The following is a 20,516-nucleotide window of genomic DNA, read 5'->3' as shown; positions in this document are numbered from 1 at the left end:
CCACCATCATGCGTGGGCCGGTTCTTCCATTTCTGCGATCTCCGTTTTCTTCATATATTTGGCGATGAAGTCTTCGACGGACATCGGCCTGTCGAAGTGGTAGCCCTGGAAAACCGTGCAGCCGCGATCTTTCAGAAAATCCCGCTCGGCTGCGGTTTCCACCCCTTCCGCCACCACCTTCAAGCCGAGACGGCTGGCAATCGACAGCATCGTTTCCACCAGAACCGCATTGTGGCTGTTGCTGTCGACATCCTGGACGAAGGAGCGGTCGATCTTGATTTCCCGCACCGGCAACCGCTTCAGGTAGGACAGCGACGAGAAGCCGGTGCCGAAATCGTCCAGCGAGAAGGAGATGCCGAGAGCGGCAAGCTCCGACATTTTGGCGGCGGTGTCGGCACAGTCGCCGACCGCGATGCCCTCGGTGATCTCCAGCATCAGGCGGCGCGGGTCGGTCCGGGTGGCGCGCAGAGCGGCGATGACGCCGGCGCAGAAATTCGGCTGTCGGAACTGGCGCGGGCTGATGTTGACCGACAGGTGGCAGTCGCTGCCGGCATCGGCCAGCCGGCGAAGCACATGGCAGGCCTCCATCAGGACCCAATCGCCGATCGGCAGGATCAGGCCGGACTCCTCTGCCTCCGCGATGAAGGCGCCGGGGGCGACGAAGCCGCGCTGCGGATGCTGCCAGCGGATCAGAGCCTCTGCCGCCACCAGCGTGCCGTCGGCGCTGGTCTGCGGTTGCAGGAACAGGATGAATTCCCCGGCATCGACCGCCTTGCGCAAATCCTGGAGCAGCAGCAGCCGGGCCTGGGCCTCGATCAGCATGGCGGGATCATAGTCGCGGATGGTGTTCCGCCCGCCGTCCTTGGCGGCATACATGGCGGTGTCGGCCTGTTTCAGCAGATCCTCCACCGACTCGTCCGGCGTCTTGGGGAAGACGGTCAGGCCGATGCTGGCGAAGATGCTGTGCTCGCAGCAGTCGAGCTGGAAGGGTTGGGCCACCGCCTGCCGGAGCTTTTCCGCCACCTTTGAGGCGATGGCGGTCGCCTCCTCCAGCGTGGCACCGATGTCCGGCAGCAGGATGACGAACTCGTCCCCGCTCAGCCGGCAGACCAGATCGCCCTTGCGCAGGGTGGCGTTGAGCCGCGCCGCCAGTTCGCGCAGCAGCATGTCGCCGACCATATGGCCGCGGGCGTCGTTCAACCCCTTGAAATCGTCCAGATCGAGGAACATCAGCGCACCGCAGCGCGCGCCCAGCCGGGCCGCCCGCAGATGGACGTCGAGATGCTCCATCAGCAGGCGCCGGTTCGGCAGGTTGGTCAGCGGGTCGTAGAAGGCGAGATTCTCGATCTGCCGCTCCGCCTGCTTCCGCTCGGTGACGTCCATCACCACGGTGAGATAGCCGCGGACCGTGCCGCCGCTGTCGCGCAGCACGCTGGTGACGGTGGAAATCGAGATGCGGGCACCGTTCCTGCGCACGCCGGTCCACTCACCGGGCTCGGGCCGGCCGCTGCACCGGGTGTGGGCGACCAACGCCGCGAAATTCGCCTTGACCGGACGGTCGAGCTCGATGGACAGCCCGTCGGCATGGGCGCGCAGTTCATCCGGGTCATAGAGGCGCGGCAGGTCGGCGCTGCCGATCATCTCCGCCGCCGGGTAGCCGAAGATGCGCTCCGCCTCGCGGTTGAAGACACGGACGACGCCGTCCAGCGTGGTGGCGACGATGCCGCAGGCGGCGCTTTCGAGGATTCCGGTGTTCAGCGACAGGCTGTCCTTCAACGCCTCGCGGCCGGCATAGGTCTCGGTCACATCCTGGAAGACCATGACGACGCCGTGCAGCGTGCCGTCGCGGTCGCGGATGGGCGAGGCCATGTCGGCGATGTGGCTGCGGGTTCCGTCGCACGCCACCAGAACGGTGTGGTTGGCGAGGCCGACCATGTCGCCGTTCTTCAGCACCTGCTCGACCGGCACCGGCACCCGCCGGCCCGTCTCCGCATTCTCGATGTCGAACACCTCGGTCACCGGCCGTCCGGCGGCCTCGCCCAGGGTCCAGCCGGTCAGCCGCTCCGCCACCGGGTTCATCAGGCTGACGCGGCCGGCGGTGTCGGTGGCGATCAGCCCGTCGCCGATGGACAGCAGGGTGACGCGGGCCTGCTCCTTTTCCCGCCAGAGGTCGCGTTCCGACTGGTGCAGGGCGTCATAGGGGTGATGCACCGCGGTGACGAACACCGCGCGGTACAGATACCAGTAGCCGATGACCTTGTAGACATGGCCTGCCATGTTCGCGAGGTCGTAGACGCTGAGATAGAGGGTGAAGCACAGTTCGCTGATCGCGATGGCGATGGCGGCGATCACCATGCGGTGGACGTCGAGCGTGCGCGCCGCGCGCCGGCGGCGATAGAACATCAGCGCCGCCGCGGCATAGAGAAGAACCAGCAGATATTCGGCAGCGATCTTCAGCGGCGTCAGCCCGCTCCCGGCCACATAGGTGCGTGGCAGCAGATCCGGGTGCCACAGGACCGCCCAGAAGATCGCAGCGCTCGACAGCAGAACCCCGCCGATCAGCGGATAGCGCAGGGCCGCCGAGTTCGCCGTGCCGGCCTTCCAGGGAAGGACGGCCGCCATCAGCAGCGCCAGCGCCGCCACCAGCCGGGCGCCGAGCCAGAAGGCGATGGCCTTTTCCGGGCTGGCCGGCGTCACGAAGTCGGGCATGCCGGCAAAGGACAGCAGATGCCCGAAATCGAGCAGCGCCACCCCGAGGAAGCAGGTGGACAGCGCCAGCAGGGCCGGCGGGGTGTCGTCGTTCCGGGAGTGCCAGCCGATGGCGAAGATCAGGGTGGCGACGGCGATGGCGAAGGTTTCGAAGAAGGTGTGCAGCGGCAGGTAATCGGCCAGTTCCACCGACCCCGGCACACGGGCGCCCTGAAGCACGAGCAGGAAGGGAACGGAGAGGGTAACGAGCGTGCCGATGGCGCCAGGAGGCTTGGCACGGCCTTGCACCGTCCCCGTCTGCTTTGGGACTGTCGCAGTCATTTCGCTCCCCCCGGCCACTGGGTCGGTCACCCGGCCCGCGGACCTTGTACCTCTTATGCGTATATTAGAGCTTAACGGCATTAGGGGTCCAGACACGGACAACCCTTACCGGACTGGACGTTTGGAACAGCGTGAAACAGATTCCGGAGGCTGTTCCACTGTTCAGCACATCCGGGGCATGTGGAGATCGCGAGGGGCTTGCGAAGAACGGGCATGGTTGCTTCTCCGGACCGGGGGAGGCGTGTGCATTGTATCCCATCGGTCGGAGCACATGTGGGCACTTGGGAAAAAGTGGGCATCAAGGCTTTGAAGTGTATGTGAGATTTGCGGATTCGGCGTCTCTGCTCCGGCGCGGTACGATCATAAGAGACGCCGCGTCAGGTTGATTGCCCCGCGCTGCCGCCAACTCTATCCTCGACCGGGTCGGGCCTGTCGACCACGCCGGAAAGGAATGCCGCATGTTCATCGCGATGAACCGTTTCAAGGTCCGCCATGGGGCCGAGCAGGAGTTCGAGGAGGTCTGGCTGAACCGCGAGGTCCATCTGCACAAGGTGCCGGGCTTCGTCGAGTTCCACATGCTGCGGGGGCCCGACCGGGACGACCACCGGCTCTATTCGTCCCATACGGTCTGGGAGTCCGAAAGCGCCTTCCAGGGCTGGACGCGGTCGGAAGCCTTCCGCAACGCCCATGGCAATGCCGGTGCCCGCAAGCCGCTTTACGTCGGGCCGCCGGAGTTCGAGGGGTTCGAGGTCATCCAGACCGTGCCGCGCGATCCCAACGCCTGAACGAAACAAGCCTCAACCGTCGGGAGGAAGACCCCCATGCTGGATTTGGTGATCGAACAGCGCCGCAAGAGCCTTGGCGGTTTCGAGGTGGGACGGGTTCTGCCCTTCGTCCAGCGGCGGATGGTCGGCCCCTTCGTCTTCTTCGACCATATGGGGCCGGTCGATTTCCAGCCGGGCCTTCCCCGCGACGTCGACGTGCGTCCCCACCCGCACATCGGGCTGTCCACCGTGACCTACCTGTTCGAGGGCGAGATCATGCACCGCGACAGCGTGGGCTCCGAACAGCCGATCCGGCCGGGCGAGGTGAACTGGATGACCGCCGGCCGCGGCATCACCCACTCCGAGCGTTTCGAGCGCGCCCGGATGGAAGGCGGGACGATGCATGGCATCCAGGCCTGGGTCGCCCTGCCGGAAGCGGATGAGGAGACCGACCCGGCCTTTGCCCATTACGGCACCGGCGACCTGCCGGTCTTCGAGGACGGCGGCGTGCGCGGCCGGCTGGTGGCGGGCGAGGCGTTCGGGGCCAGGGCGGGGGTGAAGACCCATTCCCCGCTGTTCTACATCCACTGGGATCTCGCCCCCGGCGCCCACGTCGCCTTGCCGGAGGACGGATGGCAGCGCGCGGCCTATGTGGTGGCGGGAAGCGTGGAGGTGGAGGGGCAGCGGTTCGAGGCGGGGCGGATGATCGTCTTCGCCCCCGGCCATCCGGCGGCGCTGACCGCCGCCGCCCAGTCCATCGTCATGGCCGTCGGCGGCGAGCCGCTGGGGCAGCGCTTCATCGACTGGAACTTCGTGTCGTCCCGCAAGGAGCGGATCGAGCAGGCCAAGGCGGATTGGCGGGCCGGGCGGATGAAGCTGCCGGACCTCGACAACGGCGAGTTCATCCCGCTGCCGGAGATGCCGAAGCCGCCGCCCAACCCGATGTCGTGAGGGGCAGCGAAAGCGGCGCGGCATCATCGGGGAACCGGTAATCTATCGGCTGACTGGTTTGAAGCTGAACCACGCCGGCATTGTGCCCTTGCCCAGACCGGGAATGTCGTAATCGGCGGCGAAGCGCGCCATTGCGTTGTTTTCGAGTTTGAAGCCGCCTGCAAAGAGCCGGTCGGCAGCGTCCAACTCGTCCTTGCTTGCGATCTTGTCGGTGGTCGAACTGGTTTCCCGATCATCGTCACCAAAGTTCAGATCGGCGAACCGATTGGCCTTGCTGGTGAAGACCGCCCCCATCAAGGAACGCTCCTCGTCCGACACATGGATGGCGCCGGGGGGCGTGGTTCCTTTGAGGCGTTCGGAGACCGAGCGGTGCATGGCGCTGACCTCCTCCTGACTGACGGAGCCATTTTTTCGCGCTTCGCCCAGTTGGTCCATCTCCTTGAGCGCCGACCAGTACTCTGGATTCTCGGTGGCCTTCGCCGCTGCGGCACCCTGTTCATGAGCGACCTTCATGCGGTCGGACATCTGCTGTTCTTCGGCACTGTGACCGCTCTCGGTCACGAAGCGGTTGAACAGCGCATTCTTCGCCAGGGACCGCAGCCCCTTCACAGCGTCATCCGCCGACACACGGCCGGATTCGACAAGGCCTTCCAACTGCTTCTTGCTGTCGGAGTCGAGATGCTCGAATGCCTTCGCTGCGAGGCCGCTCAGCGCCTTGCCGAGTTTGCTGACCGCAACGGTATCGCCGGCAGAGGCGGTCGATGCGTTGACCGACGCCGTTTCCGCTTTGTTTGGCATAGGGGACGAAGCGGCTTTGCCGGCGAACAACTGCGCTGTTGCGCTTGTGCCGGCCTTGCCGGTCAATGCCGCCCAGGCGTTGCTGTAAACGCTTTGCACCATTCCACACCCCCAACTTTGCGTGGCACTACGATCACCATAGCGCAAGCGGGGGTGTGAGTCAAAATTACGCGAGAATTATTATTATATTTCCTCCACCGCCGCGAGTGGCGGTGGAGGCGTTGCCCGATCTCAAACGTGGAAACTCTCGCCGCAGCCGCAGCGGCCCTTTTCATTCGGGTTCTTGAAGACGAAGCCGGTCTGGAACTTGTCGTCGACATAGTCCATCTCGCTGCCGATCAGGAACATGACGGCGGCCGGGTCGATCAGGATGGTGACGCCCTTGTCCTCCACCACCTCGTCGAACTTCATCTTCTCCTTGGCATACTGAACGTCGTAGCTGAGGCCGGAGCAGCCGCGCGCCTTCACGCCGATGCGCAGGCCGACCATGTCGTCGGTGGCCTTGGACATCAGCGCCTTGACGCGCTCCGCGGCGGCGTCGGTGATCGTGAGCGCCTTGGGCAGGGGGCGGGCCATGGTGACGGTCTCCTAATGCGGCTCAGAACATATCCAGTTGCAGGCGGGCTTCCTCGGACATCATGCCCTGGTGCCACGGGGGCTCCCACACCAGCTCGATCTTGACCTCGTTGACGTCCTCGACGCCCAGCACGGCCTGACGGACCTGCTCGGGCAGTTCGCCGGCCACCGGACACATGGGGCTGGTCAGCGTCATATCAATCTCGACATTGCGCTGACCATCCATGTCCACACGGTAGATCAGCCCCAGTTCCCAGATGTCGACCGGGATTTCCGGGTCGTAGCAGGTCTTGATGGCCGCCACGACGCGATCCATGATCTCCTCCCGCGGGTCGTAGCCCTCGGGCGGCTGGGGCATCGGGGCGAAGTCCTTGGAGTCGGGAGCCGCGGTCGTCGCATCGGCCTTCAACTGCGCCTCGGCTTCGGCCGGATTGGGAGCCATCGGGCGCTGGGTCAGGGCTTCATCGGGCATTTCGATCCCCTTCCGTCAAAACTGGTCGCTGGAGGCCGAAGCCTCGCCATGGAGTGCCGCGTTCATGGCGTGCCAGGCCAGCGTCGCGCACTTCACCCGCACCGGGAACTGGCGCACACCGGACATCACCATCAGCTTTTCCATCGTCTCGTCGTCGACACCCTCGGGGATGTCGGGCTCATCCTGGGTGCACAGCTCGTGGAAGGCGTGGAACAGCTTTTCCGCTTCCGCCGCCGTCTTGCCATGCACCAGCTCCGTCATCATCGAGGCGCTGGCGGTGGAGATGGCGCAGCCGCGGCCCTGGAAGGCCACATCGTCAACCACCCCGTCCTTCAGGGTCAGATAGACCATGAAGCGGTCGCCGCACATCGGGTTCTCGCCCTTCGCCTCGCGGTTGGCATCGTCGGGATGGCGGAAGTTGCGGGGATGCTTGCCGTGGTCCAGGATCACTTCCTGATACAGCTCGCGCAGATCGTCCATCATGCTCCGAAGAACTCCTTGACCGCCTGGAGGGATTGGACGAGGGCGTCGGCTTCCTCCCGGGTGTTGTAGAGGCCGAAGGAGGCGCGGACGGTCGGTCCGACGCCGAACCGCTCGGCCAGCGGCTCGGCGCAATGGCGGCCGACGCGCACGGCAACGCCATACTGGTCGACGATGGTGCCGACATCGTGCGGGTGCACGCCGTCCAGCGCGAAGGAGACGATCGGCCCCTTGCCGGGCGCGGTGCCGACGATGCGCAGCCCGTCGATCTGCGACAACTGCTGGGTGGCGTATTGCAGCAGATCGTGCTCGTGCGCGGCGATGGCGTCGCGGCCGAGAGCCTCGACATAATCGATGGCCGCACCCAACCCGATGACCTCGGTGATCGGCGGGGTGCCGGCCTCGAAGCGCGACGGCGGCGCCTTGAAGGTGGTGCCTTCGAAGCTGACGCTCTCGATCATGTCGCCGCCGCCCTGGTAGGGGGGCATCTTCTTCAGGAGGTCGTACTTGCCGTAGAGCACGCCGAGGCCGGTCGGGCCGTAGAGCTTGTGCGCAGTGAAGACGTAGAAGTCGGCGTCGATGTCCTGCACGTCGACCGTGCCGTGGACCACCGCCTGGCTGCCGTCGAACAGGACGGGCACGCCGCGCTCATGCGCCAGCCTGGCGATGGTCTTGGCCGGGGTGACGGTGCCCAGCACGTTGGAGCAGTGGGTGATCGCCACCAGCTTCGTGCGGTCGGACAGCAGGCCGCGGTAGGCGTCCATGTCGAGGACGCCGTCCTCGTCGCACGGCACGACCTTGATGACGATCTTCTTCTCGGCCTGGAGCAGCTGCCACGGAACGATGTTCGCGTGATGCTCCATGATCGACAGGATGACCTCGTCGCCTTCGTTCAGGAAGGTCCGGCCATAGCTGGAGGCCACGAGGTTGATCGCCTCGGTCGAGCTGCGGGTGAAGACGATGCAGCGGTCGTTCGGCGCGTTCAGGAAACGCGCGACCTTGGTGCGCACCGCCTCGAACTGGTCGGTCGCGGTCTGCGACAGGAAATGGACGCCGCGGTGGATGTTGGAATAATCCTCCTCCAGGAAGCGGGTCATGGCCTGGATGACCTGACGCGGCTTCTGGGCGGAGGCGCCGCTGTCCAGATAGACCAGCGGCTTGCCGGGCTTTCCCTTCCTGGCGTGGACGCTGCGGGCGAGGATCGGGAAATCCTCCCGCACCCGCTGCACGTCGTAGGCTTGGTTCAGGATGGCATCGGACATGGTTACTTCTGCTCCTCCAGCCAGCCGGCCACGATCCCCTGGAAGGCGTCGCGGATCGACTCTTCGGCGATTTCCTCAAGGGATTCTGACAGGAAGGCGCCGATCAACAGGCCCTGGGCAGCGTCGTGGTCGATGCCGCGGGCGCGCAGGTAGAACAGCGCGTCGTCGTCCAGCTCGCCCGCGGTGCAGCCGTGGCTGCACTTCACGTCGTCGGCGTGGATTTCCAGCTCCGGCTTGCTGTCGATCTCGGCCCCGTCGGACAGCAGCAGGGCGCGGTTCAGCTGGTAGCCGTCGGTCTTCTGCGCACCGGGGCAGACGGTGATCTTGCCCTGGAACACCGCGCGGGCGGTGTCGTCGATCACGCCCTTGTAGACCTCGCGGCTGGTGCCGTTCGGCTGGGCGTGGACGATCAGCGTGGTGGTGTCGGCATGCTGGGTGCCACGGACCAGATAGCCGCCGCTGACATGGGTGCGGGCATCGGTGCCGTCGAGGCGGCTGACCACCTCGTTGCGCGACAGCTTGGCGCCGGTCGTCAGGATGAAGTTGTCGTAGCAGCCGCCGGCCGCCACCGTCGCCGCGATGTGCGACAGGTGGATGGCGGATGCGCCGTCGCGCTGCGACTTGTAATGGTGCAGGGTGGCGCCCTTGCCGACAAACACCTCGGTGACGTGGTTCGCCAGCGTGGTGCCGGCACTGCGGCCGACATGGTGTTCGACCACCACCGCCTTGGATCCCGCCTCCGCGATCAGCAGGCTGCGCGGGTGGCAGGAGGTCGCCTGCGTCTCCGAGCCGACCGAGACGAAGACCAGCTCGATGGGGCGTTCGACCTGGACGCCGGCCGGCACATGCAGGACGGGACCGTCGGCGAGATAGGCGCTGTTCAGCGCGACCAGCGGACGGTCGTCCGCCGCGGCGAGGCGGCCGATATGGTCGGCCAGCAAATCGCCGTGGCTGTTGAGCGCGGCGGCGATGCTCAGCAGTTCCACACCGGGCGGCAGGCCCTCGACCGACGACAGATCGGCGCGGAAGCGGCCGTCGACGAAGACCAGACGCGGGCCGTCCTGCCCCTCGGCGCGGACGGTCGGCAGCAGGTCGATCACGGCGGCGGCGGGGGCGGCCGGCTGGAAGCTGACCTTGGCGAGGTCGCGCAGGTTGGTGTAGCGCCAGCTCTCGTTCCTGATCGTCGGCAGGCCGACGGCGGCGAAGCGCTCGCGGCCCGCGGTGCGCAGCTCGCGCAGCCAGGACAGGCCGCTACCGGGCAGGCCGGCACCCACCTCGTCGAGCGGCGCCAGGAAGGCCGGCGCCGTCGCCGGATCGGCGCCGCGCGTCGAGTAGGTCATCGGGTGGAGCGGGGAATGGTTGGCCGTCATCACGCCGCCTCGCTCGCGCCGAAGTCGCGGTAGCCGTTCTTCTCCAGCTCCAGCGCCAGTTCCTTGCCGCCGGACTTGACGATGCGGCCGGCGGCCAGCACATGGACATGGTCGGGAACGATGTAGTCGAGCAGGCGCTGGTAGTGGGTGATCACCAGCATCGAGCGCTCCGGTGAGCGCAGCGCGTTGACACCCTCGGCGACGATTTTCAGCGCGTCGATGTCGAGCCCGCTGTCGGTCTCGTCGAGGATGGCGAATTTCGGCTCCAGAACCGCCATCTGCAGCGTTTCGTTGCGCTTCTTCTCGCCGCCGGAGAAGCCGACATTGACCGCGCGCTTCAGCATCTCGTCGCTCATGCCGAGCGCCTTGGTCTTCTCGCGGATCAGCTTGAGGAACTGCATGGCGTCGAGTTCCTTCTCGCCGCGATGCTTGCGGATGGCGTTGATCGCGGTCTTCAGGAAGGTGGTGTTGCCGACGCCGGGGATTTCGACCGGATACTGGAAGGCCAGGAAGACACCCTCGGCGGCCCGCTCCTCCGGCTCCATCGCCAGCAGGTCCTTGCCGTAATAGGTGACCGAGCCTTCCGTGACCTCGTAGCCGTCGCGGCCGGCCAGCACGTAGGACATGGTGCTCTTGCCGGCGCCGTTCGGCCCCATGATGGCATGGACCTCGCCCGGGCGGATGGTCAGGTCGACGCCCTTGAGGATTTCCTTGCCGTCCACGGTGGCGTGCAGGTTCTTGATTTCGATCATCGTCTTCGCCTCGTTGTCTTCTTCAGGCCGCCGGCACGCCGTCCGGTCTTCACGTTCTGTCGGAGGGGCTTTACCCCACGCTGCCTTCCAGGCTGATGCCCACCAGCTTCTGCGCCTCGACGGCGAATTCCATCGGGAGTTCCTTCAGGACCTCCTTGCAGAAGCCGTTGACGATCAGGGACACCGCGTCCTCTTCCGAGATGCCGCGCTGGCGGCAGTAGAACAGCTGGTCCTCGCTGATCTTGGCCGTCGTCGCCTCATGCTCGATGCGGGCGGAGCGGTTGCGGCTCTCGATGTAGGGGACGGTGTGGGCGCCGCACTGGTCGCCGATCAGCAGGCTGTCGCACTGGGTGTGGTTGCGCGCACCCTCCGCACGGGGCAGGATCTTCACGAGGCCGCGGTAGGTCTGCTGCGCCTTGCCGGCCGAGATGCCCTTCGACACGATTGTCGAGCGGGTGTTCTTGCCGATGTGGATCATCTTGGTGCCGGTGTCGGCCTGCTGGAAGTTGTTGGTGATGGCGACCGAATAGAACTCGCCCACCGAATTGTCGCCCTGCAGGATGCAGCTCGGATACTTCCAGGTGATCGCCGAGCCGGTCTCGACCTGCGTCCAGGAGATCTTGGAGTTCCGGCCACGGCAGGCGCCACGCTTCGTGACGAAGTTGTAGATGCCGCCGACGCCTTCGGCATTGCCGGGGTACCAGTTCTGGACGGTCGAATATTTGATCGTCGCGTCGTCCATCGCCACCAGCTCGACCACCGCGGCGTGCAGCTGGTTCTCGTCGCGCTGGGGCGCTGTGCAGCCTTCCAGATAGCTGACATAGGCGCCTTCGTCGGCGATGATCAGCGTCCGCTCGAACTGGCCAGTGTTGGCCTGGTTGATGCGGAAGTAGGTCGACAGCTCCATCGGGCAGCGCACGCCCTTGGGGATGTAGACGAAGCTGCCATCGGTGAAGACCGCGCAGTTCAGCGTCGCATAATAGTTGTCGGTGTAAGGCACCACCGAGCCGAGATACTTCTTCACCAGCTCCGGGTGCTTCTGCACCGCCTCGGAGATCGCGCAGAAGATGATGCCCATCTCCTCCAGCTTGGCCTTGAAGGTGGTGGCGACCGACACGCTGTCAAACACGGCGTCCACGGCGATGGCCGGGCTCTTGCCTTCCGACCCTTCGACGCCGGCCAGGATCTCCTGCTCACGCAGCGGGATGCCGAGCTTCTCGTAGGTCTTCAGCAGTTCGGGATCGACCTCGTCCAGAGACTTCGGCCCGGCCTTCTTCTTCGGCGCCGCATAGTAATGCGCGTCCTGATAGTCGATGGGCGGGAAGCTGACGGCGGCCCATTGCGGCTCCTCCATCGTCTGCCAGACGCGGAACGCCTTCAGGCGCCACTCCAGCAGCCACTCCGGCTCCTCCTTCTTGGCGGAGATGAAGCGGACGATGTCCTCGTTCAGGCCCTTCGGCGCGACGTCGGCCTCGATGTCGGTCGTGAAGCCGTACTTGTACTTCTGCTCGGTGACGGCGCGGACCTGCTCGACGGTTTCCGGTTGGGCGGCCATGGCTTTGCCTCGTCCTTCTCAAGAATGCTGTTCGGTGCGCGCCGTTCAGTGCGCAGGGCGGGCCGGCTGGGCGGCTGTGGAAGTCGTTGCGGCTGCCGGAGCCGGGAAGGTGATCGGGACCATCATGTCGGCCAGCGACACCTCCTCCAGCGCGCCGCGGATGGCGCGGTTCACCTTTTCCCAACCGCCGCGCATGGGGCAAAGTTGCTCCACCCCGCACTGGCTGTCGGCGCCGTCGACGCAGGCGGTCAGCGCGATGGGACCGTCGAGCGCCGTGATGATTTCCGCGATGGAGATTGCATCGGCCGCCCGGCTCAGCGCATAACCGCCGGCAGCACCGCGCTGCGAGGTGGTGAGACCCGCAGGCGTCATCGCCTTCATCAGCTTGGCGACGGTGGGGGCGGGAACGCCGGTGCGGTCGGCAAGATGGGCGACGGTGTGGACCGTGCCGACCTGGCGCGCCATCTCGCTCAGCACGACGATGGCATAGTCGGTCAGCTTGCTCAGCCGGATCATGCCCGCACCCCGTTTCACCCCGGTTTCGAATACAGGACCAATTTAGTCCTGATTGCTCCGGGGGGCAAGGGGCGTTTGTCGATAAAAGCACAGGGTTTCCGCGGCTTTCGCGGGTTTGCATGGCTGACGTGCCGGCAATACCCGTCAACGCCGCTTGGTTATAGCGCCGCGATTGTCCCCACGCTACAGCGAAGCCGCAGGTCAGGCGACGCGATGCGGCGGTTTGCCGCAGGGTCGCGAAGAGTTTTCCAAATACGGAAAACCCCGCGCCGGGAGCGGCGCGGGGTCGGACCGGTGGCGATGGAAGCGGGGGATCAGCCCGGCTTCTTCACTTCCTCGCGGGCGGCGTTGGTGGCTTCGGTGACGACGTCGCGGACGTCTTCCTTGGCCGACTCGACCACGGTCTGGGCGGCCGCCTGGGCGGCGCGGGTGCCGCGGTCCAGCGCGTCCATGGCGATGGCCTTGGCCCGCTCGGTCGCCTCGTCGGCATAGTCGCCGACCCACTGCTTCTCATAGCGGGTGCCGGGCAGGGCGGCGCCGATGGCCGCACCCAGCGCGACGCCCATGGCGCCGGCGACGATGGGATGATCCTCGATCAGATCCCAGAAGCCGGTCGACATGTCGTGCGCGCGGTGGCGCAGATGGTCGGTCGACGGCGTCATCGAGGACAGGCGGGACACGCCGCGGCTGACATAGCCCTGCGACTGGCGCTGGCTGTGGAGGTCGCTCCGGCCGGACACATGATCGGACGCTTGGCCGTCGTCCGAACCGCCCACCATGCCGCTGACGGTGCCCGACGCGCTGTCGTAAGCCGAGCTGACCGCGCCCGAGGCGCTGTCATAGGCCGAGCTGGCGGCGTTGCGGACGCTTTCGCCGGCGTCGCTCAGCGTTTCGCGGGCGTAGTCCACGGCGTCGCCCACGCGGTGGCGGGCGTTGCGGACGGTGCTGGAGCGGGCGATGCGGCGGTCGTAGCCGGTGCTGGACAGGGCCAGCCAGCCCAGACCGATGCCGACCAGCGCCAGCGGGATCGGGTTGCTGGTGACGCTGTCCAGCACCGACCCGGAGGACTGGGACTGCCGGCGGTTGTAATGGACGGTCTGGCCGCTTTCGTAACGGTCGGTCTGGTGCAGGTTGGCGCGCTGGGACGGGGTGTCCGGGGTCGACGGCGAGTAGGTGTGCTTCATGGAATTCTCCATCAGGGTTTGGGGAGACCACCGCGTCAGACTGTCGCGCAGACGGGATGTCCGGTCGCGCAGCGCATCGACGGTGCCGCCGATGCGCGCGCGGCTGGCGCGGATGTCGCCCTCCAGGGCGTCGAGATCCTTCGATTGACGATCGTCTTCCGTCATCGGCCGGCCCCTCAGCGGGCAAGCTGGGATTTCGCCCAGCGCTTGTCCTCGTCCAGCGTGTTCATGGTGCGGCGGGGGCGGAGGTTGGCGGGGCTCAGCCGGTTCTTGCCGACGTAAGCTAGGATGCCGCCCACCGCCAGAACCACCACGCCGACGATCAGCGCGGACAGCCACGGGGCCAGGACGTGGGACAGGCCGAGAACCGCGGAGGCAAGCAGGACCAGGACGCCGGCGAAGGCGACCAGTCCGCCGACGGCGATGAAGGCGACGCCACCGGCGGCCTCTGAGGCCTTGTCGGTCAGCTCGGCCTTCGCCAACGCGATCTCGGATCGGGCGAGGTTGGCGGATTCGCGGGCGAGATCGGCGAACAGGCCGGCAAGCGGCCGATCCTGCCGCGGATCCCGCGGCTCGTCATAGCGGTTCTCGGCGGCGCTCATGGACGCTGACCCTGCGGCTTGGAGGTGGAGGAGGTGGCCCCGGCAGCGCCGCCCTGGTTACCGCCCTGGACGCTGCCGATGCCGGTGGTGCCGGAATTGACGCCGCCGCCGGCGGCACCCGAAACGCCGGCCGGCGTGCCGATGGTGCTGGTGCCGAGAGCGGTGTCCGCCGACGGCGAGGCGCCGTGCCCGGTGACCGAGGCCGGGGCGGTCGACAGCGGCATGCCGATGCGGCCGGCGGCCTGCTTCGGCTCACCCAGACGCTCCGACCCGCGTTCGGAGTCCATGCGGCCGGCCAGATGGCCGGTGTTCACGCCGGAAGACCCCGTCGTCGGGGTGTCGGCGCTGTGGGACGGGGTGCTGCGGCTGACGGACTCGCCGATGCCGCCGGCCATGCCGCGGCTGGGGGTGGTGCCGCGGTTCATGTCGCGATTGCGGTCGCGGCCGGTATCACGGCCGGCGTCGTAGGAAGCGCCGCGGGCGGTGCGCACGGTCTGCGACGGGTGCGCAGTGCCGCGAAGCGAGGTCGAGGCGCGGTGCATGCGACGGTCGCTGGAGCTTTTGAGGAAGCGCGCGGCGAGGAAGCCGACGGCGAAGGCGGCGCCGATGAACACCTCGGGCTGCCGGCGGGCAAAGCCTTCGACCTCGCCGACGATGTCGTCGACCGAGGCGTCGCGCAGCATGTCGGCGACACGCTCGACGCGGCTGGCCGCCTGCTCGGCGTAATCGGCGACCACGCCGCCATTTTCCTCGTTCAACTGCTCGGCGGCCTTGTGGAGGGCGTTGGCGACCCCGCCCAGCTGATTGGCGGCGCGGCCGGTCTGCTGTTCCAGCAGCGAGCGGATGCGGCCCTGGGCGTTGCCCAGCGTCTCGCGGCCGGTGGAGATCACGTCGTCGGCCGCGCGGTTGACGGTCTTCTTCATCTCATCGACGCTGCCGCCGATGTTGGAGCTGCCGGCAGCGAAATTTCCGGTCGACGAGCTTCCAGCGGTTGAACTTCCGGTGGTGGAGCCGGTCGGGGTCGGTCCGCCGGTGCCGGTCATGTCGCGGTTCGGCATCTTGTCTTTCCTCCTCGGGGATTCCGGTATTCCGTGGCTCCGCGCCTGCGGTATCGAACCGCCCGTTGCGGAAGCGGGTGTCGGGAAGTGAAACACCGGCCAAGCCTTCAGGGTTCCACGCACGCACCGCGCGAAATGGACAGTTTCTGCGATTGTGCTAAACTTTGCCGCGAACAAGTTGGTTCGGCCGGACCGGGGGGTGGCGGCATGAGCGTTTTCAGCGTTGTGGCCGACGGCCAGGCCGGGCTTTTCCGCCTGCAGCAGGCGAAGAAGCCGTGGGAGAAGGAGCTGCAGGCCAAGGACGCCCACGGCCAGCTCGCCCAGAAGGCGGAGCGCGCGCAGGCGCTGACCCAGGCCGCGACCAAATGGCAGAGCGATCATGCCAGCGCCCAGGCGGCGCTGGAGGAGGCGAGGCGGGTCGGTGGGCCCAAACAGGCGGCTGCCGCGCGGCTCGAGCAGGTCGAACGCAAGATCGAGCAGTTGAAGCTGGCGATGCGCTTTGCCCAGGGCGATCCGCAGAAGCTGGCGACCCTGGCGCGGGAGGCGGCGCTGCTGGCGCGCGAGGCCGGGCGCGCCGCCAAGGAGTATGGTGCCGGCATCAAGGCCGCGGCGGAGTTGGGGCTGCCGGGTGACAGCAGCGCCGCCACCGGCGGCGGCACGATGCTGTCGTCGGAGACGACGATCACCCGCACGACCACCAGCATGACCCTGCAACAGACCGAAGTGACGCTGACCATCGGCATCTCGACGGGGGAGGGGGCGTCGGCCGCCGCCGGTTCCGCGGAAAGCGCCGCCGACCTGATGGCGGCCGATGCCGGCGCCGATGCGGATGCCCAGTCCGCGGGAGCGGCGGAGATGAAGGATGGCAAACTGCCCGCCGACATCGCCCGCATGGTGGAGGATGTGCTGTCGGGCCTGGGCAATGGCGGGATGACCGCCGCCAGCCCGTCAGGCGCCGATCCGTCCGCTGCGGGCCAGCCTGCCGACGGTCAATCCGCCGCTGCCGGCCAGTCCGCCGCCAGTCAGTCCGCTGCTCCGGCGGCCGGCACCGGCGGGCGAAGCGCGATGATCCAGCAGCTGATGGCCGACAACGCCATGAAGATGTCGCGCTACCGTGAGGCCGACACCTTCGGTCAGCGGGTGGAGGGGGTGCTCGCCACCTCCAAGCGCATCATCGGCGAGGCGAAGGCCGCCAACATGCTGGACGAGTCGGAAAAACGGCGGCGCGAGCGGCGGGAAGGCTTCAAGGCCGACGACAAGATGGTCGAGGCCGCCCAGAAGGAGGTCAACGCCCTGCGCGCCGCGGCGCTCGGGTCCGGCAAGGAGCTTGGGCAGGTGCTCGGGGCCACCGGAGCGCCCGATAGCGCTGCCGACGGGGCAGATGGCGCGGCCCTGTCGACCGCCGCCGCTTCGGCCAACCAGCCGGCAGCAGTGCTTAATCTCTTGGCGTGAGCGCGGCCGGTCCGGCGCCGGCCGCCTGCTACCATTTCTCCATACGCTGCGGTGCGACATTGTGTTGACCGGGTCAATCGGAAGACGCGATAACCGATGACAAAGACTCCCGGAGAGGAGTCTGCGAACCGAGCGCAAGAGAATGGGACACGCAACGAGATGAGCAACTGGATCCGCCGTGGCGGCCTCGAAATCGCCCGCCCGCTGTACGACTTCATCAATGACGAGGCGCTGCCGGGGACCGGTGTCGACGCCGACCGTCTCTGGACCGGCCTCGACCAGCTCCTGCACGAGCTGGCGCCGCGCAACAAGGCGCTGCTGGACAAGCGCGACAGCCTGCAGGCGCAGATCGACGGCTGGCACACCGCCCGCCGCGGCAAGCTCTTCGATCAGGCCGAATACGAGGCCTTCCTGCGCGAGATCGGCTATCTGGTGCCGGAGGGCGGCGACTTCGCCGTCGGCACCGGCAACGTCGATCCGGAGATCGCCTATCTCGCCGGCCCGCAGCTGGTGGTGCCGATCACCAACGCCCGCTATGCCCTGAATGCCGCCAACGCGCGCTGGGGCAGCCTGTACGATGCGCTGTACGGCACCGACGCCATCCCCGGCACCCCGGCGGCCGGCGGCTATGATGCCGCGCGCGGCGCGCAGGTGATCGCCTGGGCCCGCAAGTTCCTCGACGACAGCGTTCCGCTGGCCGACGGCAGCCATGCCGACGCCGCTGCTTACGCGGTCGAGGGCGACGCGCTGGCGGTGACGCTGAAGGACGGTGGCAAGACCGGCCTGAAGGACAAGACCGCCTTCGTCGGCTGGCAGGGCGAGGCCTCGGCGCCGTCGGCCGTGCTGCTGGTCCAGAACGGCACCCACATCGAGATCCGCATCGACCGCAGCAGCGTGATCGGCAAGGACGATGCAGCCGGCGTCGCCGACGTCGTGCTGGAAGCGGCGCTGTCGACCATCCAGGACTGCGAGGATTCGGTCGCCGCCGTGGATGCGGAGGACAAGGTCGTCGCCTACCGCAACTGGCTGGGCCTGATGAAGGGCACGCTGGAGGCCAGCTTCCCCAAGGGCGACAGGACCGTCGTCCGCAAGCTGAACCCGGACCGCACCTATACCACGCCGGCCGGCAGCGTCACCCTGCATGGCCGCAGCCTGCTGCTGGTCCGCAACGTCGGCCATCTGATGACCATCGACATGGTCAAGCTGTCCGACGGCAGCGAGGCGCCGGAAGGCATCCTCGACGGCGTCTTCACCTCGCTGATCGCTTTGCATGACCTGAAGGCCGAGGGAGGGCTGCGCAACAGCCGCGCCGGCTCGGTCTACATCGTGAAGCCGAAGATGCACGGGCCGGAAGAGGTCGCCTTCGCCGACGAGCTGTTCGGCCGCGTCGAGGATCTGCTGGGCATCGCCCGCAACACCCTCAAGGTCGGCATCATGGACGAGGAGCGCCGCACCAGCGTCAACCTCAAGGAGTGCATCCGCGCCGCCAAGGACCGGGTGGTGTTCATCAACACCGGCTTCCTGGACCGCACCGGCGACGAGATCCACACCTCGATGGAGGCCGGCCCGGTCGTCCGCAAGGCGGCGATGAAGGCGACCAAGTGGATCTCCGCCTATGAGGACAACAATGTCGATGTCGGGCTGCGCGCCGGTCTGAAGGGCCGCGCCCAGATCGGCAAGGGCATGTGGGCGATGCCCGACCTGATGGCCGACATGCTGGTCGCCAAGATCGGCCATCCGAAGGCCGGCGCCAACACCGCCTGGGTGCCGTCGCCGACCGCAGCCACCCTGCACGCCACCCACTATCACGCGGTGAATGTGGCCGAGGTGCAGGACCAGCTGGCCAAGCGGCAGGCCGCAGCATTGTCCGACATCCTGACCATCCCGCTCGCCGACCGGCCCAACTGGTCGGAGGACGAGGTCCGGCAGGAGCTGGAGAACAACGCCCAGGGCATCCTCGGCTATGTGGTGCGCTGGATCGACCAGGGCGTCGGCTGCTCCAAGGTGCCGGACATTCACGACGTCGGGCTGATGGAAGACCGCGCCACCCTGCGCATCTCCAGCCAGCACATCGCCAACTGGCTTCACCACGGCATCTGCACCGAGGCCCAGGTGATGGAGGTCATGAAGCGCATGGCCGCCGTCGTCGACAAGCAGAATGCCGGCGACCCGCTGTACAAGCCGATGGCCGGCAACTTCGATGGCAGCATCGCCTTCCAGGCCGCCTGCGATCTGGTGTTCAAGGGCCGCGTCCAGCCGAACGGCTACACCGAGCCGGTCCTGCATGCGCGCCGCCGTCAGGTGAAGGCGGCCGGCTGAGGTCGGTCTTCGCTGCGGGGGGCCTCGCTCCCCGCAGCACTTATCCCGAGTGGCCGATGCCCAGAACCCGCACCGCGACCTGCTTGGTATAGGGGCTGGCGGCGAAATACTCGTAGCGCACCGCGTTTTCGGCGACGAATTCCTGGAAGGCCCGGTACTCGTCGTCGCGCCAGCTGCGGTTGCCGATATACTCGTCGAAGACGACGATCGTTCCCGGACGCACCCGGTCGGCCAGCGCGGTCAGCACGGTGCGGGCCGAGGCGTAGATGTCGCTGTCGACATTGACGAAGCGCACCGGCCCCGGATGGGCCGACAGGAACGGCGGCAGGCTGTCCTCGAACCACCCCACATGCAGGCGGGCATTGTCGCGCACCGGCGGCAACTGGCTGCCGGTGGTCAGAACGCCGCGGGGAGAGTTGACCCAACCCTCCGGCAGGCCCTCGAACGAATCGAAGCCGTGGACCTCCTGGCCCGCCGCATCGGCGATGTGGTCGAGCGAGGTGCCGCGCCGCACGCCGAACTCCAGCACCAGACCGGGCGTGGCGGCGCAGGCGACGGCGTGACGCAGCAGCCGGCCGCTGTTGCCGAACAGCCGGAAGTCGGCGGAGAGCTTGGGCAGCAGCGCCTTGACCCCGTCGGGCAGCGGGCGGCGCTTCGGGTTGTCGCCGACCTCCGCCACCTCCACCGCGTCGGCCTCGGCATCGCGGCCGAGCAGCCGCAGCGTGGCGGCGAGATAGCCCCAGTATTTGCCGGCGGCACCGCCGCAGCGGGTGGCGCGGCGCAGGCGGCGCAGGGCTTCGTCGGGCCCGAGATCGTGCAGGGCCTGGGCGTGGCTGCCGAACCAGGCCGCGGCGTGCTCGGGATCGTCGGCCAGCAACGCGTCGAAATGGGCCAGCGCCTCCCCGTCGCGCCCGAGATAGGCGGCGGCGGTGGCGGCCTCGAAGCGGATGTCGGGGGAGAGGTCGCCGGCGGCCAGCGCCTCGCGCGTCACGGCAATCGCGTCGCTGTAGCGGGCGTCGCGGCGCAGGGCTCCGGCCAGCGCCGCGGTCAGGTCGGGGCGTCCGGGGGTGACGCGCAGCGCGCGCTCCAGCCAAGTGACGGCGGGGAAGGGGGCGTTGTCGGCCTGATGGGCCTTGGCGAGCATGGCCAGCCGGTCAGCGTCTCCGGGGCTGTCGGCCAGCACCCGGCGCAGGCAGGCGACGGCGGCCGCCGGACCGCGGTGGCCGAGATGGGCCAGCCCCAGCAGATGGAGCCGCTCGATCCCGGAGGACGCGGGGGCGCCGCGAAGCAGGCGCAGGGCGGGGCGGTAACGGCGCGCGTCGATCAGGGCGCGCGCCTCGTCCAGTACGGTATCAGCGGTCAAAATGACTCGTCG

The 20,516-nt window shown here is 67.5% G+C and carries 17 protein-coding genes and 1 pseudogene; 4 read left to right on the top strand and 14 right to left on the bottom strand.

The genetic code is table 11. The annotated features are described in order from the left end of the window. Window positions 1-6: 6 nt before the first annotated feature. On the bottom strand, window positions 7-3,030 hold the full coding sequence (locus tag ABNQ39_RS17630) for an EAL domain-containing protein (RefSeq protein ID WP_376962174.1): 3,024 nt from the start codon (window positions 3,028-3,030) through the stop codon (window positions 7-9). 458 nt (window positions 3,031-3,488) lie between these two features. Between ABNQ39_RS17630 and ABNQ39_RS17625 the strand changes: the two genes are divergently transcribed. Together ABNQ39_RS17625 and ABNQ39_RS17620 are read left to right on the top strand one after the other, a co-directional pair. Then, window positions 3,489-3,815 (top strand): antibiotic biosynthesis monooxygenase family protein, encoded by a 327-nt coding sequence (locus tag ABNQ39_RS17625; RefSeq protein ID WP_376962172.1) that lies wholly within the window; start codon window positions 3,489-3,491, stop codon window positions 3,813-3,815. Window positions 3,816-3,851: 36 nt separating this feature from the next. Continuing rightward, window positions 3,852-4,745, top strand: coding sequence for a pirin family protein (locus tag ABNQ39_RS17620; protein WP_376962167.1), 894 nt, complete (start codon window positions 3,852-3,854; stop codon window positions 4,743-4,745). 42 nt (window positions 4,746-4,787) lie between these two features. Here ABNQ39_RS17620 and ABNQ39_RS17615 read toward each other — a convergent pair whose 3' ends face one another. The 12 genes and pseudogenes from ABNQ39_RS17615 to ABNQ39_RS17560 all read right to left on the bottom strand — a co-directional run bounded on the left by ABNQ39_RS17615 (window position 4,788) and on the right by ABNQ39_RS17560 (window position 15,370). After that, entirely contained in the window at window positions 4,788-5,645 is an 858-nt protein-coding gene (locus tag ABNQ39_RS17615; protein ID WP_376962165.1) for a hypothetical protein, read from the bottom strand. A 129-nt stretch (window positions 5,646-5,774) separates the two neighbouring features. Then, window positions 5,775-6,119: a HesB/IscA family protein gene (locus ABNQ39_RS17610; RefSeq protein ID WP_098738185.1), complete on the bottom strand. Its 345-nt coding sequence runs from the start codon at window positions 6,117-6,119 to the stop codon at window positions 5,775-5,777. A 22-nt stretch (window positions 6,120-6,141) separates the two neighbouring features. After that, window positions 6,142-6,591, bottom strand: a complete 450-nt coding sequence (locus tag ABNQ39_RS17605) for an iron-sulfur cluster assembly protein (RefSeq protein WP_376962163.1) — start codon at window positions 6,589-6,591, stop codon at window positions 6,142-6,144. A 15-nt stretch (window positions 6,592-6,606) separates the two neighbouring features. Beyond that, window positions 6,607-7,074, bottom strand: a complete 468-nt coding sequence (sufU, locus tag ABNQ39_RS17600) for a Fe-S cluster assembly sulfur transfer protein SufU (protein ID WP_098738187.1) — start codon at window positions 7,072-7,074, stop codon at window positions 6,607-6,609. Then, entirely contained in the window at window positions 7,071-8,333 is a 1,263-nt protein-coding gene (locus ABNQ39_RS17595) for an aminotransferase class V-fold PLP-dependent enzyme (RefSeq protein ID WP_376962160.1), read from the bottom strand. Before ABNQ39_RS17595 ends, sufU begins: the two co-directional genes overlap by 4 nt. A gap of 2 nt (window positions 8,334-8,335) precedes the next feature. Continuing rightward, window positions 8,336-9,703 (bottom strand): Fe-S cluster assembly protein SufD, encoded by a 1,368-nt coding sequence (sufD, locus tag ABNQ39_RS17590; RefSeq protein WP_376962158.1) that lies wholly within the window; start codon window positions 9,701-9,703, stop codon window positions 8,336-8,338. Further along, window positions 9,703-10,392 (bottom strand): annotated as a pseudogene (gene sufC / locus ABNQ39_RS17585) (Fe-S cluster assembly ATPase SufC); the annotation flags it as partial. The gene sufD and the pseudogene sufC, both read right to left, overlap by 1 nt. Before the next feature lie 133 nt (window positions 10,393-10,525). Then, window positions 10,526-12,010, bottom strand: a complete 1,485-nt coding sequence (sufB, locus tag ABNQ39_RS17580) for a Fe-S cluster assembly protein SufB (protein WP_376962156.1) — start codon at window positions 12,008-12,010, stop codon at window positions 10,526-10,528. 45 nt (window positions 12,011-12,055) lie between these two features. After that, a complete protein-coding gene (locus tag ABNQ39_RS17575; RefSeq protein WP_376962154.1) occupies window positions 12,056-12,526 on the bottom strand; it encodes an SUF system Fe-S cluster assembly regulator in 471 nt (156 codons plus the stop codon). A 314-nt stretch (window positions 12,527-12,840) separates the two neighbouring features. After that, window positions 12,841-13,875, bottom strand: a complete 1,035-nt coding sequence (locus tag ABNQ39_RS17570; RefSeq protein WP_376962152.1) for a hypothetical protein — start codon at window positions 13,873-13,875, stop codon at window positions 12,841-12,843. Between the two features lie 11 nt (window positions 13,876-13,886). Beyond that, window positions 13,887-14,312: a phage holin family protein gene (locus ABNQ39_RS17565; protein WP_376962150.1), complete on the bottom strand. Its 426-nt coding sequence runs from the start codon at window positions 14,310-14,312 to the stop codon at window positions 13,887-13,889. Then, complete coding sequence (locus ABNQ39_RS17560) at window positions 14,309-15,370, bottom strand: hypothetical protein (RefSeq protein ID WP_376962148.1); 1,062 nt, start codon at window positions 15,368-15,370, stop codon at window positions 14,309-14,311. Before ABNQ39_RS17560 ends, ABNQ39_RS17565 begins: the two co-directional genes overlap by 4 nt. 207 nt (window positions 15,371-15,577) lie before the next feature. On the opposite strand from ABNQ39_RS17560, the gene ABNQ39_RS17555 reads away from it, so the two are divergent. Together ABNQ39_RS17555 and ABNQ39_RS17550 are read left to right on the top strand one after the other, a co-directional pair. Continuing rightward, the gene (locus tag ABNQ39_RS17555) at window positions 15,578-16,822 is read left to right on the top strand and encodes a hypothetical protein (protein WP_376962146.1); all 1,245 of its coding nucleotides are present in this window, start codon (window positions 15,578-15,580) and stop codon (window positions 16,820-16,822) included. Window positions 16,823-16,981: 159 nt separating this feature from the next. Continuing rightward, a complete protein-coding gene (locus ABNQ39_RS17550) occupies window positions 16,982-19,141 on the top strand; it encodes a malate synthase G (protein WP_376962144.1) in 2,160 nt (719 codons plus the stop codon). Window positions 19,142-19,181: 40 nt separating this feature from the next. On the opposite strand, the gene ABNQ39_RS17545 is transcribed toward ABNQ39_RS17550, so the two are convergent. Next, entirely contained in the window at window positions 19,182-20,504 is a 1,323-nt protein-coding gene (locus tag ABNQ39_RS17545) for a class I SAM-dependent methyltransferase (RefSeq protein ID WP_376962142.1), read from the bottom strand. Window positions 20,505-20,516: the final 12 nt, after the last annotated feature.

It is taken from the genome of Azospirillum sp. A26 (assembly GCF_042604635.1).
GTDB lineage: Bacteria > Pseudomonadota > Alphaproteobacteria > Azospirillales > Azospirillaceae > Azospirillum > Azospirillum palustre.
The sequence above is the reverse complement of the archived record's forward strand: the minus strand, read 5'-3'. Positions and strand labels throughout refer to the sequence as shown.

What these genes read in the sequence shown, in the direction of transcription:
- ABNQ39_RS17630 (WP_376962174.1), bottom strand. Translation starts at nt 3,030, where the DNA reads ATGACTGCGACAGTCCCAAAGCAGACGGGGACGGTGCAAGGCCGTGCC.
- ABNQ39_RS17625 (WP_376962172.1), top strand. Translation starts at nt 3,489, where the DNA reads ATGTTCATCGCGATGAACCGTTTCAAGGTCCGCCATGGGGCCGAGCAG.
- ABNQ39_RS17620 (WP_376962167.1), top strand. Translation starts at nt 3,852, where the DNA reads ATGCTGGATTTGGTGATCGAACAGCGCCGCAAGAGCCTTGGCGGTTTC.
- ABNQ39_RS17615 (WP_376962165.1), bottom strand. Translation starts at nt 5,645, where the DNA reads ATGGTGCAAAGCGTTTACAGCAACGCCTGGGCGGCATTGACCGGCAAG.
- ABNQ39_RS17610 (WP_098738185.1), bottom strand. Translation starts at nt 6,119, where the DNA reads ATGGCCCGCCCCCTGCCCAAGGCGCTCACGATCACCGACGCCGCCGCG.
- ABNQ39_RS17605 (WP_376962163.1), bottom strand. Translation starts at nt 6,591, where the DNA reads ATGCCCGATGAAGCCCTGACCCAGCGCCCGATGGCTCCCAATCCGGCC.
- sufU (WP_098738187.1), bottom strand. Translation starts at nt 7,074, where the DNA reads ATGATGGACGATCTGCGCGAGCTGTATCAGGAAGTGATCCTGGACCAC.
- ABNQ39_RS17595 (WP_376962160.1), bottom strand. Translation starts at nt 8,333, where the DNA reads ATGTCCGATGCCATCCTGAACCAAGCCTACGACGTGCAGCGGGTGCGG.
- sufD (WP_376962158.1), bottom strand. Translation starts at nt 9,703, where the DNA reads ATGACGGCCAACCATTCCCCGCTCCACCCGATGACCTACTCGACGCGC.
- sufB (WP_376962156.1), bottom strand. Translation starts at nt 12,010, where the DNA reads ATGGCCGCCCAACCGGAAACCGTCGAGCAGGTCCGCGCCGTCACCGAG.
- ABNQ39_RS17575 (WP_376962154.1), bottom strand. Translation starts at nt 12,526, where the DNA reads ATGATCCGGCTGAGCAAGCTGACCGACTATGCCATCGTCGTGCTGAGC.
- ABNQ39_RS17570 (WP_376962152.1), bottom strand. Translation starts at nt 13,875, where the DNA reads ATGACGGAAGACGATCGTCAATCGAAGGATCTCGACGCCCTGGAGGGC.
- ABNQ39_RS17565 (WP_376962150.1), bottom strand. Translation starts at nt 14,312, where the DNA reads ATGAGCGCCGCCGAGAACCGCTATGACGAGCCGCGGGATCCGCGGCAG.
- ABNQ39_RS17560 (WP_376962148.1), bottom strand. Translation starts at nt 15,370, where the DNA reads ATGCCGAACCGCGACATGACCGGCACCGGCGGACCGACCCCGACCGGC.
- ABNQ39_RS17555 (WP_376962146.1), top strand. Translation starts at nt 15,578, where the DNA reads ATGAGCGTTTTCAGCGTTGTGGCCGACGGCCAGGCCGGGCTTTTCCGC.
- ABNQ39_RS17550 (WP_376962144.1), top strand. Translation starts at nt 16,982, where the DNA reads ATGAGCAACTGGATCCGCCGTGGCGGCCTCGAAATCGCCCGCCCGCTG.